We start from the raw sequence: 24,639 nt of genomic DNA on the forward strand, positions 1-24,639 counted from the left end.
GAATGAAATGGTGAATACTTTTAAAACATTTCACCAAAACGTCTATAATGGAAAAATAAAAACTTTTTCATGTTCCAGCAGTCTAATACATAGAAAAAGAAACAGGCAGGAGGTAGAAGGTTGAATGAGGACGGCAGATTAGTACAAGAAGCCATCACAGGAAGTGATGAGGCTTTTTTAAAACTAATAAAACATTATAAAATTGATTTATATAAAACAGCACTATCCTACCTTAAAAATGAAAATGAATCATTAGAAGCAGTGCAGGAGGTAACATTCCGCGTATATAAAAAAATACATACAATCAGGAAACCCTCTTATTTCAAGACCTGGCTTATCCGGGTGATGATTAATTATTGTAATGACCAGCTTAGGAGGAAAAAGCGCATCGTTTTTGATAACGAAAAAATACTGGAACATGGAGTCACAGACAATCATATCAGGATAGAACTGAAGGATGCGATGCAAAGTTTGGATGAACAGTCACGCGAAGTTCTCATGCTTAAATATTTCCATGATTTAAAAATAAAAGATATTGCAGCAGATATGGAATGCCCGGAAGGAACAGTCAAAACATGGCTTAACAAAGCATTAAAATCGTTACGGGAATTGCTTGATGAAAAGGAGGGGAATCTTCATGTACGAAAAAGAAGAGGATAAACTGAATGATTTTAAAAAAGCGTACGACGATATCTCAACCCCTCTTGATGCATTAGATAATGCAATATCATCAGGTTTCCAACAGGCTAAATCGGCAAAACAAAAACCGCGTAAAATGAAATGGATAATGAGCGTTGCAATGGTGGCTATTATAGTAATTACATTTGTGACATCAATCCGGGTTTCTCCAGTCTTTGCACAGTATGTAACATCAATTCCTGGTATGGAAAAGATTGTAGAATTGATCCGGGAAGATAAAGGGATGATGTCAGCTGTTAAAAACGATTACTACCAGGAAATTGCTGTTTCGAAAGAAAAGGATGGTCTGGAAGTTGTCATAGATGGGGCGATTGCAGATGAAAACGGGATAGTCTTGTTTTACACATTAAATACAGATAAAAAACAGAAAGAGATTTCAATTGGAGAAACCCACTTGGAGAGCTCCAGTGGCGAAGTATTAGATCTTTCTAGTGTATCCTTTGGAATGCCACATAACTCTGAAGAAGGGAAAAAAACGTATAGCGGGACAATCGAATACTTTTTTGAAAAGCCATTTAAGTCAAGAGAATTTGAAATCGACCTAAAAATTACTGGTGACTCATTCAACGAAGAATTTAGTTTTCCTTTTAAAATCAAAGAAGATATTCGAGAAAAGAAAACTTTTGAACTTAACAAGGATGTTACCGTCGAAGGGCAAAATATGACGATCTTAGATGCTACGGTTTACCCGCTGAGAGTTGCTGTTCACGTCAAAATGGATCCCGGCAATACAAAGAAAATCCTAGCTTTTGAAGATATGCGGCTAGTTGATGAACGTGGAGAAACATGGGGGAAAACAAATGGGGTTGTTGGATCCGAAATTGCTGAAAATGAGGAAATTATATACTTGCAAAGTAACTATTTTCACGACCCTGAGAGGTTGTATTTGGTATTCAGCAGGATGCAAGCCATTGATAAAGATAAGCGTAAGCTTGTAGTAGATACTGAGGAAGAAGTCATCTTGAATCAGCCTAACGGAAATAAATTAAGAAACCTGGAGATTAATGGAAATAGGGTTAGTCTTAGTTTGCATACCGAAAAGCGATTTTCCTACTTTATGTTTGGAAAAATGAGTGATAATACTGGGAAAGAGGTAACAACGGAGCGTTCATTTACCTATGGGTATAGGCCTGATAAGGGTATGGCGGAAATTGGCTTTAATATGAAAGGTTCTGATCAACTGAAATCACCTATATCAATTGAATTGGAGTTTTTTCCAAATTGGATTACCGGGGATGAAAAAGTGAGGATAAAATAAGCAAAAGAACAGGGCTGATAAACTTCGCCTTGTTCTTTTTCACTTATTCCAGTTTTTATTGGCAGATAGGAAAGTATAAAACTTTCCTACTGCATAAGTGCAACTAAGGCATTCGCAATTAAAGGCTTGGCGAATGCCAAGTTTTCTAATAAAATAGAAGATAGACTGGAGGGATTATGGTGCAGCAAAAACTAAAGCAAGAACAGACATTACAATTAAAAATGAACCAATCCCTACTGCAATCAATCCATTTACTACAATTTACTGGGATTGAAATAATTGAATATATTAAAGAAATTTCCAAAGAGAACCCGTTAATTGAAGAGGTCAACTATGATTATGAAATAACAAAATATAAAAATTCGAATGCGGACCAGCCTTCAATCGGAGAGATAAATCAGGCAACATTATCAATGTACGAACAATTGAAAAACCAGCTGTATATGCTGAATGTTCCAAGTAATCTGGAGCCAGTTGTTTCGTTTGGGATTGATTCGCTGAATGATGATGGCTATTTGGATATTGAATTGAATATTTGGGCCGAAAATTGCAATACAACAATTGAGAAGGTTGAACAGGCATTAGCATTAATACAATCACTTGAACCTGCCGGAATTGGAGCTAGAACATTGCAGGAATGTATCCAGTTACAAATGGATAAATCTTATCCATATATTGGAGAATTGTTACAAGAACATTTGGATTGGGTAGCTGAAGAAAATATTTCTGCTATAAGCGTTCAATATCAATTAACTGAGGATAAAGCTAGTGTTATGTTAGAAGAAATAAAATCCTGTCACCCAAAGCCTGGTAAACTGCTATCACAAACCAGCACGGAATATATTATTCCAGAAGCAAACATATATGAAGAAGATGGAAAATGGAAGATTTCTTTTTATAAATGGAATTCACCCGCGATTGAAATAAATGAATCCTATACTAACCTTATGGCAAACGAGAAAGAAGCAGAGGACTATCTAAAAGAAAAATTTAAACAAGTGGACTGGCTGAAGCATGCAATTTCATTTAGGTCAAATACATTAGAGAATGTCATCCGGAATATTGTGGACAAGCAGCAGATGTATTTTGAACATGGTTCTTTTATGCTGCAGCCGTTAACCTTAAAGGATATTGCCACAGAATTAAGGCTTCATATTTCAACTGTCAGCCGTGCGATATCCAATAAATATGTTCAGACAAAGCATGGTGTCATCCCGCTGAAATTTTTCCTTCAGTCAGGGGTGAAGCAATCGGACGGACAGCAGACGTCGTCGTTTGTAATTAAGCAGTTAATTTTTGAAATGCTTAAACATGAAAACAAGCATAAGCCGTTGTCCGATCAGATGATTAAAAATCGTCTGTATGAAGAGTTCAGTATTTCGATTGCGCGAAGAACAGTGATGAAGTATCGTGAACAGTTAGGGATAGCTTCATCAACGAAAAGAAAGTAATAGGGGGATAATTCATGCAAAACGTTATTTTTTATACAAAAGAAAATTGTTCATTATGCGATGATGCACGATCTTTACTTGACTTATTAAATTATGATTATCCTTTTCAATTGGAAGAGCGGGATATTTATTCAAAAGATGAATGGCTAGAAAAATATCAATTGATGATTCCGGTTGTTAAAGTAAATGATACTACACTTGATTGTGAGGAAATTAGTTACGAAGAATTGGAAAGAGTATTAAAAGAATCAAAATGATTGAATAAAAATGTGTGTATGGTAAAATAATAAGGAGAGTAAAACCATCACATATTTTTTTGCCTAAGGTGGGACGAAAAATTGCCAGGCGGGACTAATTGTGTCCACGAAGGAGCATTTTCATGCGAGCTTTGATTGATGTACAGAAGAAATTATATCCTGATCTCTTGGAAATTATGCAGCATCGCTACGTTGTTTTGCAGAATATCGAACTCTTGCAACCGATTGGGAGGCGTGGTTTGGCTGAAAACACAAACTTAACCGAACGTAATGTGCGTGGTGAAATCGATTTTCTTCATGAACAAGGTTTAATTGATATCACAACAAAAGGAATGCAAATTACAAAAGAGGGAAAAATAGTTATAGAACAATTGGGCGAGTTCATGCATGAAGCTATGGGTTTAAGCGTTTTAGAAAGGCAATTAAAGGATAAATTACATGTAAGTAATATTATGATTGTCCCAGGTAATAGCGATGATCATAATTGGGTAAAACAAGAGATGGGTAAAGCTTGTGCATCTTTTTTAAAGGAAAGAGTGAAATCTCCTCAGACGATTGCCGCTACTGGTGGCACAACAATGGCTGCAGTTGCCAATATGATGGTTCCTTTTGATAATGCGGCAAGCAGCTTATTTGTTCCAGCAAGAGGTGGTATCGGTGAGAAAGAGGAGAATCAGGCCAATACGATTGTTGCCAAGATGGCTAGAAAGGTAAGAGGTGATTATCGATTACTTTATGTTCCTGACCCATTAAGTGAAACATCGTATCAGAACATCATCAAGGAACCTTCCATTAATGATACGCTCCAGCTTATTAAAGGTTCCAATATTGTTTTACATGGAATAGGCGATGCGTTAACAATGGCTAAACGAAGAAAGACATCAGAAGAAGTTATGGAGAAATTAAAGGATAAAAAAGCGATAAGTGAAGCATTTGGTTATTATTTTGATAAGTTCGGTGATGTTGTCCACAAGGTAAGGACTATTGGCATACAGCTGGATGATTTATCGACAGTTAATCAAGTGATCACAATAGCTGGAGGACATTCAAAGGCTAACGCAATCGCTTCTTATTTTAAGAAAGGTAAAAGTGATCTGCTTATAACAGATGAAGCAGCAGCTGAACAGATTTTAAGGGATGAGTCTCTTTAAATAGAATAAAATTTTGCAAAATCATAGGAGGAATTATACATGACAGTAAAAATGGGAATTAACGGATTTGGACGTATTGGACGTAATGTTTTTCGTCAGGCACTTAAGAACGACGAGGTAGAGGTTGTTGCAGTAAATGACTTAACAGATGCTGATATGCTTGCACATCTATTGAAGTATGACTCGGTACACGGAAAATTGGATCAGGAAGTATCAGTAAACGGATCCAATATCGTTGTTGGCGGGAAAGAAATTAAGGTACTATCTGAAAGAGATCCTGCTGACTTAGGCTGGGGAGATCTTGGAGTCGAAATTGTCATTGAATCCACTGGACGATTTACTCAACGCGAGGATGCCAAGAAACATATTGATGCAGGCGCGAAGAAAGTTATCATTTCAGCACCAGCAAAACAAGAAGATTTAACTATGGTTATGGGTGTTAATGAACAGGATTATAATCCTAGCGAGCATCACATTGTTTCCAATGCATCTTGTACTACAAACTGTATTGCGCCACTAGCAAAAGTATTACAGGAAAATTTCGGATTGAAACGCGGTCTAATGACAACTGTTCACTCATATACGAATGACCAGCAAATTCTTGACTTGCCACACAAGGATTATCGTCGTGCACGTGCTGCAGCACAAAATATTATACCAACATCAACTGGTGCAGCAAAAGTAGTTGGAAAAGTATTACCTGAATTAGATGGTAAATTGAATGGCATGGCAGTACGCGTTCCTACACCAGATGGTTCATTAGTTGACTTGGTAGCAGAACTGGATAAGAACGTTACAGAAGAAGAAGTAAATAAAGCATTCAAAGAAGCAGCAGCTGATGGAGATTTGAAAGATGTGCTGGAGTATAGTGATGAAGCACTCGTTTCATCTGATATTGTTGGTAATCCACATTCATCTATCTTTGATAGCTTATCAACTATGACACTTGAAGATAACATGGTAAAAGTCATTTCATGGTATGACAATGAAATGGGTTACTCTGCACGTTGTGTGGACATGGCAGTATTTATCCAAAAGCAAGGCCTATAAAAATATATTATAAGGGGGAGAGGGCAATCCTCTTCCCTTTCTTTGCAGTTAAGGCTGCCGAGTGCGCAGCCACAATCTATCATGAATTTTCATACAAATAATGTAGAAAGATTTGGCGGACACCAGGGACCTTATTTGACTGAAATACAGGAAAATGTTGATGTTTGCGGACACCAAGGACCTTATTTGTTACAAAACACCTCTATTAACCATGATATATGTAAAATAAGGGCTGCTGTGTCCGGATAAATTCGAAAAGTCGACTTTTTATAGAAATAGGGTCACCTGTGTCCGCTAAAAAATAACTTCCTTGGCTCCGCAATGCGCAGCAACCATCTATTATGAGAATGAATTTGTAATAGAGCTAGAGAGGTGTTTTTCATACAAAAGTATAAATCCTTTCTTATTGCATAAATGCAGCTAAGGCATATCTATATTAGTGATTGGCGACAAGCCAAGTTTTCCAATAAAATGATTAATGGGAGCAATTCCGGGGAATTTAATAAGATACATAAGTTTAAAAGCAGGAGGTATAGCCATGAACAAAAAAACACTTCATGATCTTGATGTAGAAGGTAAGCGAGTGTTTTGCCGCGTAGACTTCAACGTGCCAATGAAAAATGGTGAAGTTACGGATGATACACGAATCAAGGCCGCATTACCAACGATTAATTATTTATCGGAAAAAGGTGCAATTGTTATTTTGGCGAGCCACCTTGGTCGTCCAAAAGGAGAGATTAAAGAGGAATTGCGTCTGGATCCTGTAGCGGAACGTCTAAGTGAACTCATTGGTAAAGATGTTGTGAAAACTGATTCCGTTTATGGAAAAGAAGTACATGAAGCCATTTCACAAATTAGCGACGGAGATATTTTATTAATTGAAAATGTTCGTTTTGAAGCTGGTGAGGAAAAGAATGAACAGGATTTAGCACAGGCTTTTGCAGAGATGGCTGATTTGTATGTAAATGATGCGTTTGGAGCAGCACATCGCGCGCATGCTTCAACAACTGGTGTTGCTGAAAAGTTACCAGCTGCTGCAGGCTTCTTAATGGAAAAAGAGATTGATGTACTCGGTAAAGCCCTCGAAAATCCGGAGCGTCCGTTCACAGCAATTATCGGTGGTGCTAAAGTAAAAGATAAAATTAATGTAATTGACCACTTACTAGACAAAGTCGATAATCTTATTATTGGTGGAGGGCTTGCATATACTTTTATTAAAGCGCAAGGTCATGAAATTGGTAAGTCGTTGCTGGAAGAAGATAAAATTGATTTGGCCAAAGAATTCATGCAAAAGGCAGAGGATAAAGGTGTAAACTTTATTTTGCCAAAGGATGCTGTCGTAGCCGATGATTTTTCAGAAACAGCTAACACTAAAGTTGTAAATATAGATGAAATTCCTGCAGATTGGGAAGCATTAGATATTGGACCAAAAACACGTGAAATCTATGAACAAATTGTTGCTGACTCAAAACTTGTAATTTGGAATGGGCCAATGGGTGTTTTTGAATATAATGCATTTGCTGGTGGAACTAAAGCAGTGGCAGAGGCATTAGCGAACACAGAAGGTTATACTGTAATTGGCGGCGGAGACTCAGCTGCAGCAGTTGAGAAATTTGGTTTTGCTGAAGATATGGACCATGTTTCAACAGGTGGAGGAGCTTCTCTTGAATTTATGGAAGGCAAAGTGTTGCCAGGTGTACAAGCGCTAGATGAAAAATAACAAAATTTGAAGTTAGAGGTGAGAGGATGCGCAATAAAGTAATCGCAGGAAATTGGAAAATGAATAAAATTTTAGCAGAAGCAAATCAATTCACTGATGATGTGGTGAAAAAGGTACCAAGTAATGATAATGTTGAATCCATTATCTGTGCACCATTTCCCTTTTTATCATCTTTAGTTGAGAAAACAAAAGGAACAAAAGTCAAAATCGGTGCGCAGAATATGCATTTTGAAGAGAAAGGTGCATTTACTGGCGAGGTAAGTCCGGTTATGCTGAAAGACCTTGGTGTGACTCATGTTGTTATTGGCCACTCGGAGCGTCGTGAACATTTTGCTGAAACCGATGAAACGGTCAATAAGAAAGCCCATGCAGCATTTAAACATGGCCTTACACCGATTGTTTGTGTTGGTGAAACACTTGAACAACGCGAAGCAAACGAAACGATGAAACATATTGAAAAACAGGTTCGTAAAGGGCTTGAGGGACTATCAGAAGAACAGGTAGCTTCAACGATTGTTGCCTATGAACCTATTTGGGCAATTGGAACAGGAAAAACTGCGTCAAGTGAGGATGCGAATGAAGTGTGTACGCACATTCGTAATGTAATCAAAGATGCTGCATCAGAAGATACTGCTGAAAAAGTTGTTATTCAATACGGTGGAAGTGTCAAACCCGCCAATATTGATGAATTGTTAACGCAATCTGACATTGATGGTGCACTAGTTGGAGGAGCCAGCCTTGAAGCAGAATCATTTTTAGCGCTTGTGGAGGCCGGTACAAAATGAATCAAGGAAATTTAGCTGCAATCATCATCTTAGACGGATTTGGTATCCGTGATGAAAAGATGGGTAATGCTGTCAGACAAGCAAACACGCCTAATTTTGACCGTTACTGGGAAAAGTTTGCTCATAATCAATTACAGGCTAGTGGTGAAGCTGTTGGACTTCCTGAAGGTCAGATGGGTAACTCAGAAGTGGGTCACCTTAACATAGGTGCTGGACGAATCGTTTACCAGAGTTTAACCCGCGTTAATTTATCGATTAAAGAGGGCGACTTTTTCGAAAAAGAAGCATTTCTTAAATCGATGCAGCATGCGAAGGATAAAGGTAAATCACTGCATATTTTTGGTCTGTTATCAGACGGTGGTGTGCACAGCCATATTAACCATCTTTTCGCAATGTTGAAGCTGGCTAAGGATAATGGGCTGGAAAACGTATATGTCCATGCATTTCTGGATGGTCGTGATGTCGGTCCGCAAACAGCTAAAACCTACATTGAACAAACAGAAGAAAAAATGAAAGAATACGGTGTCGGAAAAATTGCTACAATTTCCGGACGTTATTATTCCATGGATCGTGATAAACGATGGGAGCGCGTTAAGAAAGCTTATGATGCTATGGTCTATGGTGAAGGTCCTAAATATCAGAGCCCGTATAAAGTGATTGACGATTCCTATGAAAATGGAATACATGATGAGTTTGTTATTCCATCTGTTATTACTGATGATAATGATGAACCTGTTGGAAAAGTTCAGAATGAGGATTCGATTATCTTTTACAATTTCCGTCCTGATCGTGCAATTCAAATTTCTCGTACATTCGCAAATGAAGATTTTCGAGACTTTGACCGTGGAGAAAACGTTCCAAAAAATCTGGATTTCGTAATGCTTACGAACTTCAGTGAATCAGTTGATGGTTATGTTGCATATAAGCCTGTCAATTTAGATAATACTGTTGGTGAAGTACTGGCACAGAATGATATGAAGCAGCTCCGAATCGCCGAAACGGAAAAATACCCGCATGTCACCTTTTTTATGAGTGGCGGACGTGAGAATGAATTTCCGGGTGAAAAACGTGTCCTTATCGATTCTCCAAAAGTTGCGACATATGACTTAAAGCCTGAAATGAGTGTTTATGAGGTCACTGATAAATTGCTGGAAGAACTTGATTCCAAAGAGCACAATGCAGTTTTATTAAACTTTGCTAACCCGGACATGGTTGGACATTCTGGCATGCTGGAACCGACAATTAAAGCAATTGAAGCAGTTGATGAATGTTTAGGTAAAGTAGTTGATAAAATTATAGAGCTTGGTGGCAATGCGATCATTACAGCGGATCATGGTAATTCCGATGAAGTTACAACTTTGGAAGGTGATCCAATGACTGCTCACACGACAAACCCTGTTCCCGTTATTGTTACAGGGGAAGATGTAGAACTCCGTGATGGTGGTATCTTAGCCGATCTATCACCAACATTGTTGGACTTGTTAAATGTTGCAAAACCAAAAGAAATGACTGGCGAATCACTAATTAAAAGGTAAGTATTTTTTGCTTTTAACCATTAAGTAAAATTAAAAACAAAAGGAGCGATTTTAATGCCATATATTACAGATGTTTATGGACGAGAAGTGTTAGATTCCCGCGGTAACCCTACTGTTGAGGTGGAAATCTTTACAGAATCAGGTGCATTTGGTGCTGCATTAGTACCAAGTGGTGCATCTACTGGTGAATATGAAGCGGTAGAACTCCGTGACGGTGACAGTGAACGTTATCTAGGCAAAGGTGTTCAAAAGGCTGTTCAGAACGTTAATGATATTATTGGTCCTGAATTAATTGGTGTTGATGTAACACGTCAAAATATCATTGACCAAATTATGCTGGAGCTGGACGCCACGGAAAATAAAGGTAACCTTGGTGCCAACGCAATCTTGGGTGTCTCGATGGCAGTTGCACATGCTGCATCAAGCTACCTGGAAATCCCACTTTATAATTACTTAGGTGGATTTAACGCTAAAACACTTCCAACACCAATGATGAACATTTTGAACGGTGGAGAGCATGCTGATAATAATGTAGACATCCAGGAATTTATGATAATGCCTGTAGCTGCAGCAACATTTCAGGAAGCACTTCGTACCGGTGCAGAAATTTTCCACTCTCTGAAAAAAGTATTAAAATCAAAAGGCTACAACACTGGTGTTGGCGATGAAGGTGGATTTGCACCAAACCTTAAGTCCAACGAGGAAGCATTGCAAACCATTGTTGAAGCCATTGAAGCTGCTGGTTATAAATCAGGTGAAGAAGTTCAGCTGGCGATGGATGTAGCTGCCTCTGAAATTTACAGTGATGGCAAATATAATCTAAAAGGTGAAGGTGTCGTGCGAACATCAGCTGAGATGGTTGATTGGTATGAAGATATGGTAAATAAATATCCAATTATCTCAATTGAAGATGGCTTGGACGAGAATGATTGGGAAGGTCATAAATTATTAACTGATCGAATTGGAGATCGCGTACAGCTTGTTGGTGACGATTTATTTGTTACAAATACAAGTAAGCTTTCCCAAGGTATCGAACAAGGTGTTGGCAACTCCATCTTAGTTAAGGTTAACCAAATAGGCACATTGACTGAAACCTTTGAAGCAATAGAAATGGCTAAACGTGCTGGATATACTGCTATCATTTCACACCGTTCTGGTGAAACAGAAGATGCGACAATTGCTGATATAGCTGTGGCATCAAACGCTGGGCAAATTAAAACAGGCGCACCATCACGTACAGACCGAGTTGCAAAATACAACCAATTGCTTCGTATCGAAGACGAATTGGCAGGCATGGGCGAATATGCCGGGCTGAGCGCGTTTTATAATTTGAATAAATAAATGACTTTATGGGAGGCGGAATAATTCCGTCTCTTTTTTTGATATAAATACTCTCTTACTACATAAGTGTACGCCATTAAAGCTTGGTGATAAGCCAAGTTTTTTAATTTGCTTATCACAAACAAGTCAGGTGAGTTTCAACTCATTATAGTCAACTTCGAACGGATATGAAAAACTTCAATAATTTAAAAAAACTATGCCACCTTTCTACTACCATAATCGATTGTAATAGTGAAAAGGTGGCATCTTTAAGCAATTAAGAAAGTACTTTTTTTTGGCGAGTGCCAAGTTTTCTAATAAAAAAATTTGAACATAGGACAAAACCCTACTGGAATAAGGTGTAATTAACAGATATTTACAAAGGGGGGGATACTGTTGGCGCAAAAAGTATTAGTCTTTGGTGATATTGGCATTGATGATACCGTTGGACTTATCTACTCTTATTTTAATGATGAAATTGATGTGGTTGGGGTTGTTGCTGACTATGGAAATATCGCAAGGGAAAAGGCCTTAGCGAATGTACACTACATCAGAAATCTTTATAATGTTGCTGAAGTGATAGAAGTATTTGGCGGGGCAGAGATCCCAATGACTGGAGAGACACCGGTATATTTCCCAGAAATTCATGGGAAATACGGACTTGGGCCTATTATCCCGCCTGAAGTTGAGGATGGTGAAGTCATTGAAAACTTTTTTGGGATTATTGATATTATTGAGAAATATCAGGATGAACTCATTATTGTTAACATTGGAAGACTAACTTCCCTCGCTACAATGTTTATTTTATATCAGGAACGTATGCGTAATGTAAAAGGTTTTTATATAATGGGAGGGGCATTCTGGGTTCCCGGGAATGTCACTGCTGTATCTGAGGCAAATTTTCATGGTGACCCTATTGCAGCCCAGATTGTGTTAAAATATGCCCATAACTTAGCAATCATTCCTTTAAATGTAACATCCGAAGCAATTGCTACTCCACGTATGGTTGATTATATTGACAGGGTTGGTGATACCAAGATAATTAAATCGTTACTAGATTATTATTATAGTTTTTATAAAGAACGAAACCCAAATATTCAAGGAAGCCCGCTGCATGATGTACTTACTTTAATGGCAACTATTCATGAAGATATGCTAGGATATCGTAAATTACCAGTGCAAATAGTACAGGTGCAGAATGGAGTAGCAAGAGGACAGAGCATCGCAGATAATCGACCATTTGCAAATACAGAAACAGAAAAAAAGAAATTACACCGCATTGCTTTTGAACTGGATTATAAGAAATTTTATACAAATTTTATGACAGTAATGACGGGGCAGCGGTTTGAATAATTTTGTGAGGTGAACCCCATCGATATTTTACAAGCGATCAAGCAACGCAGATCTATTCATAATTACAAAGACGAAGAAGTTGATGAAAGTATTCTAAAAGAGATCTTCACATATGGTTCCTATGCCCCTACACATTATATGAAAGAGCCGTGGAATATTAAACTATATCAGAAAAAAGGTAAACAAGCTTTTATAGATGCTATTATTGCAAGTTATCAACGGATAGGGATGCTTAAGACGGATGATGATCCTAAGACTAAGAAAATGATTATCTCCATGCGGGACTTTTTGCTGGCGATTCCACACCATGCGTTGATTTATTTCGAAAAAGAAGAAGATCCTGTGCGCTATGAAGAGGAATATGCGGCAGTATGTGCATTTATCCAAAATGCACAATTGGCGGCTTGGGAGTATGGTGTTGGTATGCTTTGGACGATTACGCCGTACATGCATGATGATGGATTTGTAGAGGATATTGGCTTGGATAGTAAAAGAATGAAAGTTGCAGCTGTCATGCAGATTGGATATCCGGAGCGTGTTCCCAGAAATAGAGGCCGGAATAGTATTGAGGATAAAATGGAGATAATTTCGGAGTAACATACGTTATGTGGGTGATATATCAACTAGAGTAACGTGATATCGACCTGAAACTGGATATATCGACCTAAAAATAGATATATCAACCAGAGGTAGCTTCAGATTACCTTTACAAAAAATTGCTCGGACCAAACACATGGTCCGAGCAATCAACTAGATTTATTCTGTTTTCTCTTTAATAAATTCTACAACTTCTTCAGTAGTTCCCATCGACAAAATTTTATCTTTGTACGAAGCTAGTTTTTCTATTGATAGGTCGTGAATTTGTGTACGAGCTTGCAGGATTGATGTTGCACTCATGCTGAATTCATCTAAGCCAAGTCCCAGCAAGATCGGAATTGCAATTGGATCTCCGGCCATTTCACCACACATGCCAACCCATTTGTTTTCATTATGCGCGGCATCGATAACGGTGCTAACCAGGTTTAGAATTGCAGGATGATGTGGCTGGTATAAATATGAAACATGTTCATTCATTCTGTCAGCAGCCATTGTGTACTGAATTAAATCATTCGTACCAATGCTGAAGAAATCTACTTCTTTGGCAAACTGTTTTGCGATTACAGCAGTGGATGGAATTTCAACCATAATTCCTACTTCAATTTGATCCGATACGCTTATGCCTTCTTTTTTCAGATTTTCTTTTTCATCTATAAGAATTGCCTTAGCCTGGCGGAATTCTTCCAGTGTTGCAATCATAGGGAACATAATTTTTAAATTACCGTGTACGCTTGCACGTAATAAGGCACGTAATTGTGTGCGGAAAATATCTTCATTTTCCAAACAGAAGCGAATGGCACGAAAGCCTAAGAATGGGTTCAATTCTTTTGGCAGGTCAAGATAACTTAACTCCTTGTCGCCACCAATATCCAATGTTCGAACAACGACTGGTTTTTCATCCATTTGTTCCAGCACAGATTTGTATGCATCATATTGTTCATCCTCGGTAGGAAGTTGGTTTTTACCCATGTATAAAAATTCTGTGCGGTAAAGGCCGATTCCTTCGCCGCCATTGTCAAGGACGCTTGATACATCCTCAGGTGTTCCAATATTGGCAGCAAGCTCAACCTGCTCACCATCTGACGTTTTTGTAGGCTCATTCTTCATTTTAGCCCATTCTTCTTTTTGCCTTGCATAGGTTTCTTGCTTTTCCTTGTATGTTGCGAGCTCTTCATCAGAAGGATTGATAATAACATTTCCTTCAATTCCATCTACTATCATCATGTCATTCTTTTTTACAGTACTTGTGATTTCCTTTGTCCCGACTATAGCTGGAATTTCAAGGGAACGCGCCATGATAGCTGAATGTGATGTACGTCCGCCAACATCTGTAACGAAGCCTTTTACAAATTCTCGGTTCAATTGTGCTGTGTCAGAAGGTGTCAGGTCATTTGCGATTACAATAACCTCTTCATCGATTAATGCGGGATCGGGGAATGTTACCTCAAGCAAATGAGCTTTTACCCGTTTTGTAACATCTTGAATATCGGCTGCGCGCTCACGCATATACTCATTATCCATATTTTTAAACATGTCGATGAACATATTGGCTGTTTCATCTAATGCCACTTCAGCCATTACATTATCCGAATTAATTTTTTCCTTAATAGGATTAATAAGCTCCGGGTCACTTAAAACAAGTAAATGAGCTGAGAAAATTTCTGCGTGCTCATCGCCAATTTCCTTTTTGGTATGTGCTTTGATTTTCTCTAATTCCTGTTTGGATATTTCCAATGCTTTATCCAGCCGTTCAACTTCTTTGTTCGGATCTTGAATCGGTTTCGCTTCATAACTTAAATCTGGTGTAACTAGCTGATATGCTTTAGCAATTGCTATACCATTTGATGCTGCTATCCCTTGAATCATAATTTATTAAACCAACCCTTCATTAAAAATTCATTTATCCATTCTACATTTTATACCCTTTAGCCTTCTCAATTCAAGCATTGTCAGTCGGCGCCACAAAGGTTTCACAATGAAAACGCTTCCTTCTAAATTTGTTGCATAATCCATCGATAAACAGCCTGATAGACCTCATCACGATTGATTTCATTTAATAATTCGTGTCTTCCATCCTCATACAGCATTGTAATAACGTTTTCTAGACCTGTTTCATTATACAAGTTTGCTGTTTTCCAGACACCCTTTGCATAATCACCAACTGGGTCCTCTATTCCGCTTAACAACAGCATTGGCAGGTCACTTCGAATGTACCTATTTAATTCTTGAATATGGATGGTTGTAATGCCGTCCATTAAATCGTGAAAGAATCCTGCAGTTGGAATAAACCCACAGTACGGATCATCGATGAATGCTTGAACAATTTCTTCATCACGTGTCAGCCAATCGATGTTAGTCCGTTTTTGTTTGATTCGCTTGTTATAAGAAAAGAAAGCCAGCGTATTCATCATGTTTGATTTTTCCTTTGCTGGAAGTGTCGAAGCTATTTGCATTGCTGCCTGGCTCGTCACCCTTGGATAGTAGCCTGTTCCAGATAAAATGACGCCGTTAATGAGTGAGCTGTTTTCCAGTATGTAATTTCTGGCTAAAAAAGAGCCCATGCTGTGTCCAAGTAAAATTAATGGTGTATCCGGGTATTCCTGCTTTATTACTGATGTAATTTGTAATAGATCATTTGTCGTTTTATTAAATCCATCTTCATCGGCCAGATAACCAAATAATCCCTGTTTCTCTCCAGTTTTACCGTGCCCACGATGATCATTTCCATATACAAAGATGTCATTTTTAACTAAGAAATCAGCAAATTCATTATAACGATCAATGTGTTCCACCATGCCGTGTGCCAGTTGTACGATAGCTTTTGGCTTTTTTGAATGATCAAACCATTTTTTAACATAAATATCTACATTATCCGGCATTTGTATCCAAAATGTATTTTCCACTATGTACCACCCAATCCTAAACTTATTATTAAACATATGATAGAATGAAAATAGTTAAACGTCCAAAGTTTTGCAAAAAATCACTTGCTATCTCAACGAAATTTATGCTAAAGTACATATAGGTAATTGTGCGTTACAGGAGGTGCCGTTGGAATATGGTAGAGTTCGTAAATATAGTATTAGTTATTGATGCAGTTATTATGATTGTACTTGTTTTATTACAGTCAGGTAAAAGTGAAGGGCTGTCTGGAGCGATTTCAGGTGGCGCAGAGCAGCTTTTCGGTAAGCAAAAAGCCCGTGGTGCAGATCTGATTTTGCATCGTGGTACAGTGGTTACAGGAGCGCTATTTTTCATTTTAGCATTCCTAAGTGCATATGTCCTTCAATAAATGATAACCCTTATCGCAAATGATGTGATAAGGGTTTATTTATTTTCAAGTGTTAAATAATAGGGTATGGTGAATAATGGGAATTAACAAAGTGGTGCTAATAAGCAAAACAACACACGAATAAACAGAATAGAATAAGGAGTTGTTACCTAATGAAAGTTAAACTTCCAAAACCTTTTACGTTTGAAGCAGGCCCTCGTGCGGTATTGTTATTACATGGGTTTACAGGACATTCAGCTGATGTACGAATGATGGGTCGTTATTTGGAAAAGAAAGGGTATACTAGTCATGCTCCGATTTACCGTGGACACGGACAGGAGCCTGAAGAATTGGTGAAAGCGAGCGCTGATGAATGGTGGGAGGATGTTCAAAATGCTTTCAATCATTTGAAGGAGCTCGGCTATAAGGAAATCGCTGTCGCTGGATTATCTCTAGGAGGTGTCTTAGGACTAAGGCTGGCATACTCTGAACAGGTAAAAGGGATAATACCAATGTGTGCGCCAATGTTTTATGACAATCAAGAAGAGCTTACAAAAGGATACAAATTTAAAGCAAAAGAATTTAAGCAATTAGAAGGCAAGAATGCTGATACAATTCAGCAGGAAGTAGCAGAACTAATTGAGAACTCACAAGATATGTTCAAGGATCTTGGTGAGCTCATTACGGAAGTGCAGAACAATATTGATACTATTTACACACCAACCTTTGTCGTACAAGCACAGCAAGATGAAATGATCAATAAGGAAAGTGCTACATACATCTATGAGAACGTTGAAGCAGATAAAAAAGATATTAAGTGGTACGAAGAATCAGGCCACGTTATTACAATGGACAAAGAAAAAGAACAACTGCATGAGGATGTATTTCAATTTTTAGAATCACTTGATTGGAAAGAATGATTATAATTTAGTTAAAAAGTTAACAATACTAAAGAAAGAAGGTGAGCATATGAACGAAACGATAAAAGAGCGTTTACAGAATTTTTTTAATGAACATAGGGAGAAACCTTTAGCCGTCGAAGAGTTAGAAGCTTCATTGGACCTAAAAGGATCAGATGATTTCAAGGAGCTAGTCAAAGCGTTAAATGAACTTGAGGAAACTGGTGAACTTGTTCGAACACGTAAAAATCGCTTTGGACTGCCGGAAAAAATGAACTTGGTTCGTGGCCGAATTCAAATGCATGCAAAGGGATTTGCGTTTCTAATACCTGATGATGAGGGACAAACAGATGTTTACATCCATCACTCTGATTTAGCATCAGCGATGAATAATGACAAAGTGCTCGTAAGATTGGAAAAGAAAAATGATGATGGCAACAGGCCAGAAGGTACGGTTATTCGTGTTCTAGAGCGTGCAACACATGCTGTAGTTGGTACATTTGAAGACAATAAATCATTTGGTTTTGTAATAGCTGATGATAAGCGGATTCCGAATGATATTTTTATCCCGAAAAGTATGACAAATGGAGCTGTCAGCGGACATAAAGTTATTGCACATATCACAAAGTATCCAGAAGGCAGAAAGAGTGCTGAGGGTGAAATTATTCAAATCCTTGGTCATAAAAACGATCCTGGAATTGATATTATATCCATTATTCATAAGCATGGAATTAAAATTGACTTTCCAGAGGAAGTGCTGGATCAAGCAGCAAATACACCAGAAGAGATTGATGAAGCAGAACTCGAAAACCGGCGTGACCTCCGTGATGAAGTCATTGTCACAATTGATGGAGCAGATGCCAAGGATTTGGATGATGCTGTGACAGTCAAAAAGTTGGATAACGGCAACTATAAGCTTGGTGTATATATTGCTGACGTAAGTTATTATGTTGGACAGAATTCGCCAATTGATAAGGAAGCGTTTGAGCGTGGAACAAGTGTTTACTTAGTTGATCGTGTAATTCCAATGATTCCGCATCGGTTATCAAATGGAATTTGTTCGTTAAATCCACAAGTAGACAGGCTTACACTTGGCTGTGAGATGGAAATAACTGATGCTGGTGAAATCGTAAATCATGAAATCTTCCAAAGTGTTATTAAAACAAACGCACGTATGACGTACAGTGATGTTAACAAAATATTAGTCGATCAGGATGAGGAAGTTCGTGTTAAATATAATACGCTCGTACCAATGTTTGAACAGATGGAGCAACTAGCAGCAATACTGCGTGGTAAACGATTTAATCGTGGAGCTATTGATTTTGATTTCAAAGAAGCTCAAGTACTAGTAGACGAAAACGGAAAAGCAAGCGATGTCGTTTTACGTGAACGTTCAGTAGCAGAACGATTAATTGAAGAATTTATGCTGGCAGCAAATGAAACAATTGCTGAACACTTCCACTGGATGGATGTACCGTTTATACATCGGATTCATGAAGATCCTAATGAAGGAAAACTCCAGCACTTTTTCGAATTTATTGCTGGACTCGGTTATGTTGTAAAGGGAACAGCAAATGAAATTCACCCACAGGCATTGCAAAAAGTAATTGAGGAAGTAAAAGATAAGCCGGAGGAAATGATAGTATCAAAGCTCATGCTGCGATCCATGCAGCAAGCAAAATATGATCCGCAAAGTGTTGGACATTTTGGGTTAGCGACTGATTTTTATACGCATTTCACATCACCAATTCGACGGTACCCGGATCTGATTGTACATCGGTTAATTCGAACATATTTGATTGATAAGAAACTCGATGCGAAAACAACTAAACACTGGAAAGAATCCATGCCGGAAATTGCCCGTCACACATCAGGAAGAGAACGAGCCGCAGTCGATGCCGAGCGAGAAACAGATGATCTTAAGAAAGCAGAATTTATGCAGGATAAGATTGGTGAGGAGTACACGGGTGTAATAAGCTCAGTTACTAATTTTGGCTTATTTGTAGAATTGGAGAACACTATAGAAGGACTTGTGCACGTCAGTAATCTGACAGATGATTATTATCATTATGACGACCGAAATTACGCAATGATTGGTGAACGAACAGGAAACATCTATAAGATAGGTGAAGAAGTTGAAGTCCGTGTTGTAAAAGTTAATCTGGATGAACGGATTATTGACTTTGAACTGGCTACAAGCCAACCTCAGCAACCTCAGAAGAATAACAAGAAAAAAATTAAAGCTAAAAAGGCAAAAAAGTAAGGAAGCATTGTAGAATTAAGACTGGTATGGGGCAGAATGTTGCACCGTATCAGTCTTTTTATTACTGCATAAGTGCAACTGCGACATTCACTATAAAGGTTTGTCGAAAGCCGAGGCATCTAGTCGAACAATTCTGGTTGCATTTTGTTACCCAATAGAATAAAATGTAACTGTTACTATAAATGTTTCCTTAGGTAAACATTTATTAATCAGGACAACAAAGAAGGAGAAAAGCTGAATGTCACATGATCTTATATTAGCATTTCTATTTACGCTTTTTGCGGGTCTGGCAACAGGTATAGGAAGTTTGTTGGCATTCTTTGCAAAAACTACAAACACAAAATTTTTATCCTTTGCCTTGGGCTTTTCGGCAGGCGTAATGATTTATGTATCGTTTGTTGATATTTTTGTAAAAGCAAAAGAATCATTAGTTGGAGAACTTGGTGAACAGGGTGGAAACTGGCTTACAGTAGGATCCTTTTTTGCTGGAATTGCACTAATTGCAATAATTGACCGTTTTATTCCAAAACAGTCAAATCCGCATGAATTAAAAAAGATTGAGGATATGCGAAAAAACGGTAGTGCCGCGAATGATCCAGCCTTGCTAAAAATGGGTGTATTTACTGCACTGGCTATTGGCATTCATAACTTTCCAGAGGGGATAGCTACATTTGTATCTACTTTACAGGATCCAGGATTGGGTTTGGCAATTGCAATTGCGGTCGCAATTCATAACATACCAGAAGGAATTGCAGTATCAGTCCCAATTTACTATGCAACGAATGACAAGAAAAAGGCATTTCGGTTATCTTTTCTGTCAGGATTGGCTGAGCCCATCGGTGCTGTTACTGCTTTCTTAGTTCTTATGCCGTTCTTAAGTGAAATAACATTTGGTGTTATCTTTGCTGGTGTAGCGGGAATTATGGTATTTATCTCGTTAGATGAATTACTGCCGGCAGCAAAGAAGTATGATGAAGCACATGTTTCAATTTATGGGTTAATTAGTGGAATGGCCGTAATGGCAGTTAGTTTATTATTGATATTATAGCTGTGAGGGGCTGTGCCGATTGGGTAACAGCCCTGATTTTTTTCTCGCTTCTTTAAACAATTGGAATAATTACAGATATTTTGATAAAATAAGGGTCACGCACGCAGTAGGAGGAAGCACGGTATGCCAAAGGGAAAAGGAAACGAAATTGCTAAAAACAGAAGAGCATCACACGATTATTTTATAGAAGATACGTATGAAGCAGGAATTGTTTTACAAGGAACTGAAATCAAGTCAATTCGGGCTGGACGAATCAATATTAAGGATTCCCACGCGAGAATTGATCGTGGTGAGGTAAAACTGATTAATTTGCATATCGCAACATATGAACAGGGGAACCGGTATAACCATGATCCAACACGAACTCGTAAATTGCTTTTACATCGCAAGGAAATTGATAAATTAATTGGGTTAACACAACAGCAGGGATATGCACTTGTTCCATTAAAAATCTATATTAAAAACGGCGTTGCAAAAGTATTACTTGGACTTGGAAAAGGGAAAAAGAAATATGACAAACGTGAAGATTTGAAACGCAAGCAGATGAAACGTGATGTTGATCGTGCTATCAAGGACAACATGAGGTAAAACCTTCCAGGGCTTGATTTTAGCATTGATTATGGTATAATAAGAATTGTCGTTAGAAGATAAACGACATCAAATTAGATAATTGCTCGTTCTATTCCAAGCGATTCTCCTTTAAATGGGGACGTTACGGATTCGACAGGGATAGATTGAGCTCAGGTCGCGCGTCGAGGTTACGGCTCGTAAAACGTTAATTGCCTAAATATAACTGGCGAAGAAAATAATTCACCAGCTCTAGCAGCTGCCTAAGCACTGCTAAAGCGATCCTTCCTGCTATCGCCCGTGTGGCAGATTGAAGGGTCTCAAATGAAGCGGGCTACACTGTCATTCACCGTCTGAGGATGATAGTTGAAACTAATCAGACTAGCTACACGGAAGCCTGTTGGTAGGCTGACGTGCTAGTGAATGAGAATATACCAACTACACTCGTAGAAGCCTGAGTGGCGATATCTCTGGACGTGGGTTCGATTCCCACCGTCTCCACCAATACATATTTGGTGGTTTTTTTATTTGTTGAGACTTCAAGCATAAGCTTTCAATTTTGAAAACTTATGCTTGAAGTCTCTGGTCAGAAAAGAGATTCTAGAAAATCAATGAAAATGGCAAAAAGTCAAGAAACTGGACCTATAGATCAAGAAGAGCCAGAAGAAGATAGTAGCCCAAAACACGTGAAACAAGAAAAGTATGCAGAGGGAATTGTTGAGTTAGAAGATGGTGATTCCATTACCGTAGACTTTGATGCTTATGGAAATAGGACATTCACTAATTTTTTTACCACTTTAGAATATTTAATATAATGAAAGATACTATAATACCGTAAGTTATAAGATATCTAAACATAATTAACGATAGAGGTTACAGGCTAAAATTTTCACATATTCTATTCCATTAAGACAAACTTGATACTAGGATTAAAAGAAGTTAGATATTTAAACTGACTTTACTTTAAAAATCGTTTTTATAGCATTTATTGGAGGATTTTAACAATTGACGTCGAATAATACAAGAAATAGTTTTATAATTTTTTGCATTAAGTGATTGCATAATAAGTGTTAAGTGGAGAGGATATAATGAAAACATTACATATATGGAATAGTATAATCCGTAGATTAGAAGGCAAGAGGGTTGAATGCCAACTGTTCCAAAAACAAAAAAAGTACCTGTATGGTTCTCTGCTTCTAAAGACGGAACCATAATCTTTATAAACAAAGCATTTGATCACACTCCATCCAGTAAGCTTAGTTCAGAAAGAAAGTTAGATTATAATACTTTCCAAAAAGTGTACCCTTTTTACCTGAAACGCGAAAATGGTGAGGCAGTAAGTTCGGTAGTAAGTGCCGTTACTGTAAATCAAGTATATTACTTTTCCGTGATAAAACATTTAGGCGTGTAAGAAGCTAGACCAACCCTAAGTTAGAGTAGTTCTTATAACATGGATTATTTGAACCATAGCTATTACATAAAGTAAGATTTATAAAATCACTGTTAAGGTGTTCACATGGGAAGGATCTAGCATTCCAAGTTTAAAAATAGGGTGATTTAATTAAAAATGATACTTCAATTCAATAGAAGGAGTATAAAACATGAGTTTGCTTTCAAAGTTGTACGATGAAAAAAGAGTTTTAATAAATCTAGAAAAATACGAGTTATCTGATTTAAGCACTTCTAATACAATTAGAGATTTAATTGATAATTTTTTTGTTATAGAACGATATTATAAAACAACTAACTTCGATACTCTCTCAAATTTAACAGATTATATTGACTTTATTTTTCTAAAGTATATAACCCGTTACAGTGATGATTCTGATTACTTACACGAACCATATAAGACACAACTAAAAGAGTTGATAGCGTATACAGAAAAGAAAATAAACAAAGTAGAAAATTCTAGTTTAATACAATTTATCAACGATTACTATATAGATATTTTTGAATATGATCAGAAATACCATAAATATGGCTTGAGGAAAATGACATTAGATTTAATTATCAAATTCTACAACGGAGTTAAATACTCTGGAGTATTAGAATATTTAATACAGGAACATCCAATTTTTATTTATGATAACTTCAATAAATTACTAAAAGTTTTCAAAAAAGAGAATGGCAATCTTCTGAAATTACTATTGCTTGATGAAAAAAACTTTAATAAACTTTGCGAATATAGATTCGAAAATATTTGTGACACTGCTGAGTGGTTAAATAATGTGAATAAAGAAATTGCTTTAGAACTCGGTAAAAAAATACTAAGTTATATCGATAATCAGTATTTTAAAAAAGAACAAAGTATTTATTATTTGCAAAAGCTGTTACACAGAGCAATAAAAACACTGTATTTATTAAGAATTGAAGGTGCTAAATCTGTCGAGAATTATATAAGATTAATAGATAAAGAAGTTGAAGAATACTTAACAGAGCATGGACAACAGTTTCAATATGAGATATCTACTGAAGTATATGATAAGTTTATGAGTGAGTTAGATAAAAAAGGTGTGGGTGAGTTTTCAAAGTATATGGCAATTACTCATTGGATAGACACAAATAACCTTTGGTATTCCAGGTTGGAAAAACGAGCAAAAGAATACAAGTCATCACTTATAGATTATGTTGGTAGCTCTTTTGAAACCAATTCTTATTTTACTGTTGGAAAACTAAATACCATAGACATACTTATAAACTCTAATTCTATGGCGCTTTTCTACTGGTTTAGAGATGATAAAAGAATAGAGGAATTTAAAAAATCAGTGAATACGGTATTAGAGTGTATTTTTGCGGAGCTTAATTATGATACGAAATATGATAGCCTTGAAGACGATGTTAATGCTTTAATAACTATTCTTTCTGATATAAATAAAAATATTAATGAGGATGTATTTTATCATATTAAATCAATATTTGTGATCTCATTTTTAGAAAAAATACTTCGAATGATATATTTATGCATAGATGAAGATGCATTCTTTGATAAATCCAAAATAACACTTGGAACTACCATAGGTAATTCAAAGAACAGTACTAGTGTTTTATGTGATTTAATTGGGGAGCATCATCATCGGTGGACTAGATATTATTTTCTAACTGAGGACCAGGGGATTGGTTTTGACTTGAGGAATAGATTAGCTCATTTAAGGGATATAAGAATGGGAGAAATCAACTTACCTATTTTTATAAAGATTGTATGGTTGACTATTTCTACACTTAATTCAATTTTTGTAAATTTAGTTAATAATAAGGACAAATATGAAGGTTTAGGATAAAAAAGATTTATCAGTTCAGATAATACCCATTATGTCATCTTCCTAATCCTAGGTAAACATTAAATAAAATAATTTATTAAATTTTAGGGAGTAAAATTTTTTGATTTAGTTTTCTTTAAAAATGAGTCGTTTATTAA

The 24,639-nt window shown here is 37.1% G+C and carries 22 protein-coding genes and 1 other RNA gene; 21 read left to right on the plus strand and 2 right to left on the minus strand.

Annotation, left to right across the window (positions count from 1 at the left end):
- The first annotated feature begins 120 nt into the window (after positions 1-120).
- The 12 genes from BMY13_RS05615 (at position 121) to BMY13_RS05675 (ending at position 13,176) form a co-directional block, all read left to right on the plus strand.
- Positions 121-660: a sigma-70 family RNA polymerase sigma factor gene (locus BMY13_RS05615; RefSeq protein WP_092503155.1), complete on the plus strand. Its 540-nt coding sequence runs from the start codon at positions 121-123 to the stop codon at positions 658-660.
- Positions 638-1,957 carry a DUF4179 domain-containing protein gene (locus BMY13_RS05620; protein WP_175476718.1) on the plus strand — a complete coding sequence of 440 codons (1,320 nt, stop codon included), beginning with the start codon at positions 638-640 and terminating at the stop codon, positions 1,955-1,957. The genes BMY13_RS05615 and BMY13_RS05620 overlap by 23 nt, the downstream gene beginning before the upstream one ends.
- A 176-nt stretch (positions 1,958-2,133) precedes the next feature.
- Positions 2,134-3,408 (plus strand): RNA polymerase factor sigma-54, encoded by a 1,275-nt coding sequence (gene rpoN, locus BMY13_RS05625; RefSeq protein ID WP_245736031.1) that lies wholly within the window; start codon positions 2,134-2,136, stop codon positions 3,406-3,408.
- 14 nt (positions 3,409-3,422) lie between these two features.
- The gene (locus BMY13_RS05630) at positions 3,423-3,665 is read left to right on the plus strand and encodes a glutaredoxin family protein (RefSeq protein ID WP_092492032.1); all 243 of its coding nucleotides are present in this window, start codon (positions 3,423-3,425) and stop codon (positions 3,663-3,665) included.
- A 122-nt stretch (positions 3,666-3,787) separates the two neighbouring features.
- On the plus strand, positions 3,788-4,816 hold the full coding sequence (locus BMY13_RS05635) for a sugar-binding transcriptional regulator (RefSeq protein ID WP_092503159.1): 1,029 nt from the start codon (positions 3,788-3,790) through the stop codon (positions 4,814-4,816).
- A gap of 39 nt (positions 4,817-4,855) precedes the next feature.
- Positions 4,856-5,866, plus strand: a complete 1,011-nt coding sequence (gene gap, locus BMY13_RS05640) for a type I glyceraldehyde-3-phosphate dehydrogenase (RefSeq protein WP_092503161.1) — start codon at positions 4,856-4,858, stop codon at positions 5,864-5,866.
- A 538-nt stretch (positions 5,867-6,404) separates the two neighbouring features.
- Positions 6,405-7,586: a phosphoglycerate kinase gene (locus tag BMY13_RS05650; RefSeq protein WP_092503165.1), complete on the plus strand. Its 1,182-nt coding sequence runs from the start codon at positions 6,405-6,407 to the stop codon at positions 7,584-7,586.
- Positions 7,587-7,612: 26 nt separating this feature from the next.
- The gene (gene tpiA, locus BMY13_RS05655) at positions 7,613-8,371 is read left to right on the plus strand and encodes a triose-phosphate isomerase (RefSeq protein ID WP_092492036.1); all 759 of its coding nucleotides are present in this window, start codon (positions 7,613-7,615) and stop codon (positions 8,369-8,371) included.
- Positions 8,368-9,906, plus strand: a complete 1,539-nt coding sequence (gene gpmI / locus BMY13_RS05660; RefSeq protein WP_092503167.1) for a 2,3-bisphosphoglycerate-independent phosphoglycerate mutase — start codon at positions 8,368-8,370, stop codon at positions 9,904-9,906. Before tpiA ends, gpmI begins: the two co-directional genes overlap by 4 nt.
- 54 nt (positions 9,907-9,960) lie before the next feature.
- Complete coding sequence (eno, locus tag BMY13_RS05665) at positions 9,961-11,247, plus strand: phosphopyruvate hydratase (RefSeq protein WP_092492038.1); 1,287 nt, start codon at positions 9,961-9,963, stop codon at positions 11,245-11,247.
- A gap of 375 nt (positions 11,248-11,622) precedes the next feature.
- Positions 11,623-12,579, plus strand: a complete 957-nt coding sequence (locus BMY13_RS05670) for a nucleoside hydrolase (protein WP_092503169.1) — start codon at positions 11,623-11,625, stop codon at positions 12,577-12,579.
- Positions 12,580-12,588: 9 nt separating this feature from the next.
- Positions 12,589-13,176 carry a nitroreductase family protein gene (locus BMY13_RS05675; RefSeq protein WP_092503170.1) on the plus strand — a complete coding sequence of 196 codons (588 nt, stop codon included), beginning with the start codon at positions 12,589-12,591 and terminating at the stop codon, positions 13,174-13,176.
- Positions 13,177-13,335: 159 nt separating this feature from the next.
- Here the strand turns inward: BMY13_RS05675 and ptsP are convergent, their stop codons facing one another.
- Both ptsP and BMY13_RS05685 read right to left on the minus strand, forming a co-directional pair.
- Positions 13,336-15,042 (minus strand): phosphoenolpyruvate--protein phosphotransferase, encoded by a 1,707-nt coding sequence (gene ptsP / locus BMY13_RS05680; RefSeq protein WP_092503172.1) that lies wholly within the window; start codon positions 15,040-15,042, stop codon positions 13,336-13,338.
- 125 nt (positions 15,043-15,167) lie between these two features.
- Complete coding sequence (locus tag BMY13_RS05685; protein WP_092503174.1) at positions 15,168-16,079, minus strand: alpha/beta hydrolase; 912 nt, start codon at positions 16,077-16,079, stop codon at positions 15,168-15,170.
- Positions 16,080-16,234: 155 nt separating this feature from the next.
- Here BMY13_RS05685 and secG point away from each other — a divergent pair, with 155 nt between their 5' ends.
- The 9 genes from secG to BMY13_RS05730 all read left to right on the plus strand — a co-directional run bounded on the left by secG (position 16,235) and on the right by BMY13_RS05730 (position 24,502).
- A complete protein-coding gene (gene secG / locus BMY13_RS05690; RefSeq protein WP_092492043.1) occupies positions 16,235-16,468 on the plus strand; it encodes a preprotein translocase subunit SecG in 234 nt (77 codons plus the stop codon).
- A gap of 152 nt (positions 16,469-16,620) precedes the next feature.
- Positions 16,621-17,367, plus strand: coding sequence for an alpha/beta hydrolase (locus BMY13_RS05695; RefSeq protein WP_092503176.1), 747 nt, complete (start codon positions 16,621-16,623; stop codon positions 17,365-17,367).
- A 49-nt stretch (positions 17,368-17,416) separates the two neighbouring features.
- The gene (gene rnr, locus BMY13_RS05700) at positions 17,417-19,609 is read left to right on the plus strand and encodes a ribonuclease R (RefSeq protein WP_092503455.1); all 2,193 of its coding nucleotides are present in this window, start codon (positions 17,417-17,419) and stop codon (positions 19,607-19,609) included.
- 238 nt (positions 19,610-19,847) lie between these two features.
- Positions 19,848-20,657, plus strand: a complete 810-nt coding sequence (gene zupT, locus BMY13_RS05705; RefSeq protein ID WP_092503178.1) for a zinc transporter ZupT — start codon at positions 19,848-19,850, stop codon at positions 20,655-20,657.
- A gap of 123 nt (positions 20,658-20,780) precedes the next feature.
- Positions 20,781-21,245: an SsrA-binding protein SmpB gene (smpB, locus tag BMY13_RS05710; RefSeq protein WP_092503180.1), complete on the plus strand. Its 465-nt coding sequence runs from the start codon at positions 20,781-20,783 to the stop codon at positions 21,243-21,245.
- A gap of 117 nt (positions 21,246-21,362) precedes the next feature.
- Positions 21,363-21,728, plus strand: a transfer-messenger RNA (tmRNA) gene (gene ssrA, locus BMY13_RS05715).
- 113 nt (positions 21,729-21,841) lie between these two features.
- Complete coding sequence (locus BMY13_RS05720; RefSeq protein ID WP_139184799.1) at positions 21,842-22,039, plus strand: hypothetical protein; 198 nt, start codon at positions 21,842-21,844, stop codon at positions 22,037-22,039.
- 332 nt (positions 22,040-22,371) lie between these two features.
- On the plus strand, positions 22,372-22,635 hold the full coding sequence (locus BMY13_RS05725) for a hypothetical protein (protein WP_092503184.1): 264 nt from the start codon (positions 22,372-22,374) through the stop codon (positions 22,633-22,635).
- Between the two features lie 190 nt (positions 22,636-22,825).
- The gene (locus tag BMY13_RS05730) at positions 22,826-24,502 is read left to right on the plus strand and encodes a hypothetical protein (protein WP_092503186.1); all 1,677 of its coding nucleotides are present in this window, start codon (positions 22,826-22,828) and stop codon (positions 24,500-24,502) included.
- Positions 24,503-24,639: the final 137 nt, after the last annotated feature.

It is taken from the genome of Virgibacillus subterraneus, from assembly GCF_900110695.1.
GTDB lineage: Bacteria > Bacillota > Bacilli > Bacillales > Amphibacillaceae > Lentibacillus > Lentibacillus subterraneus.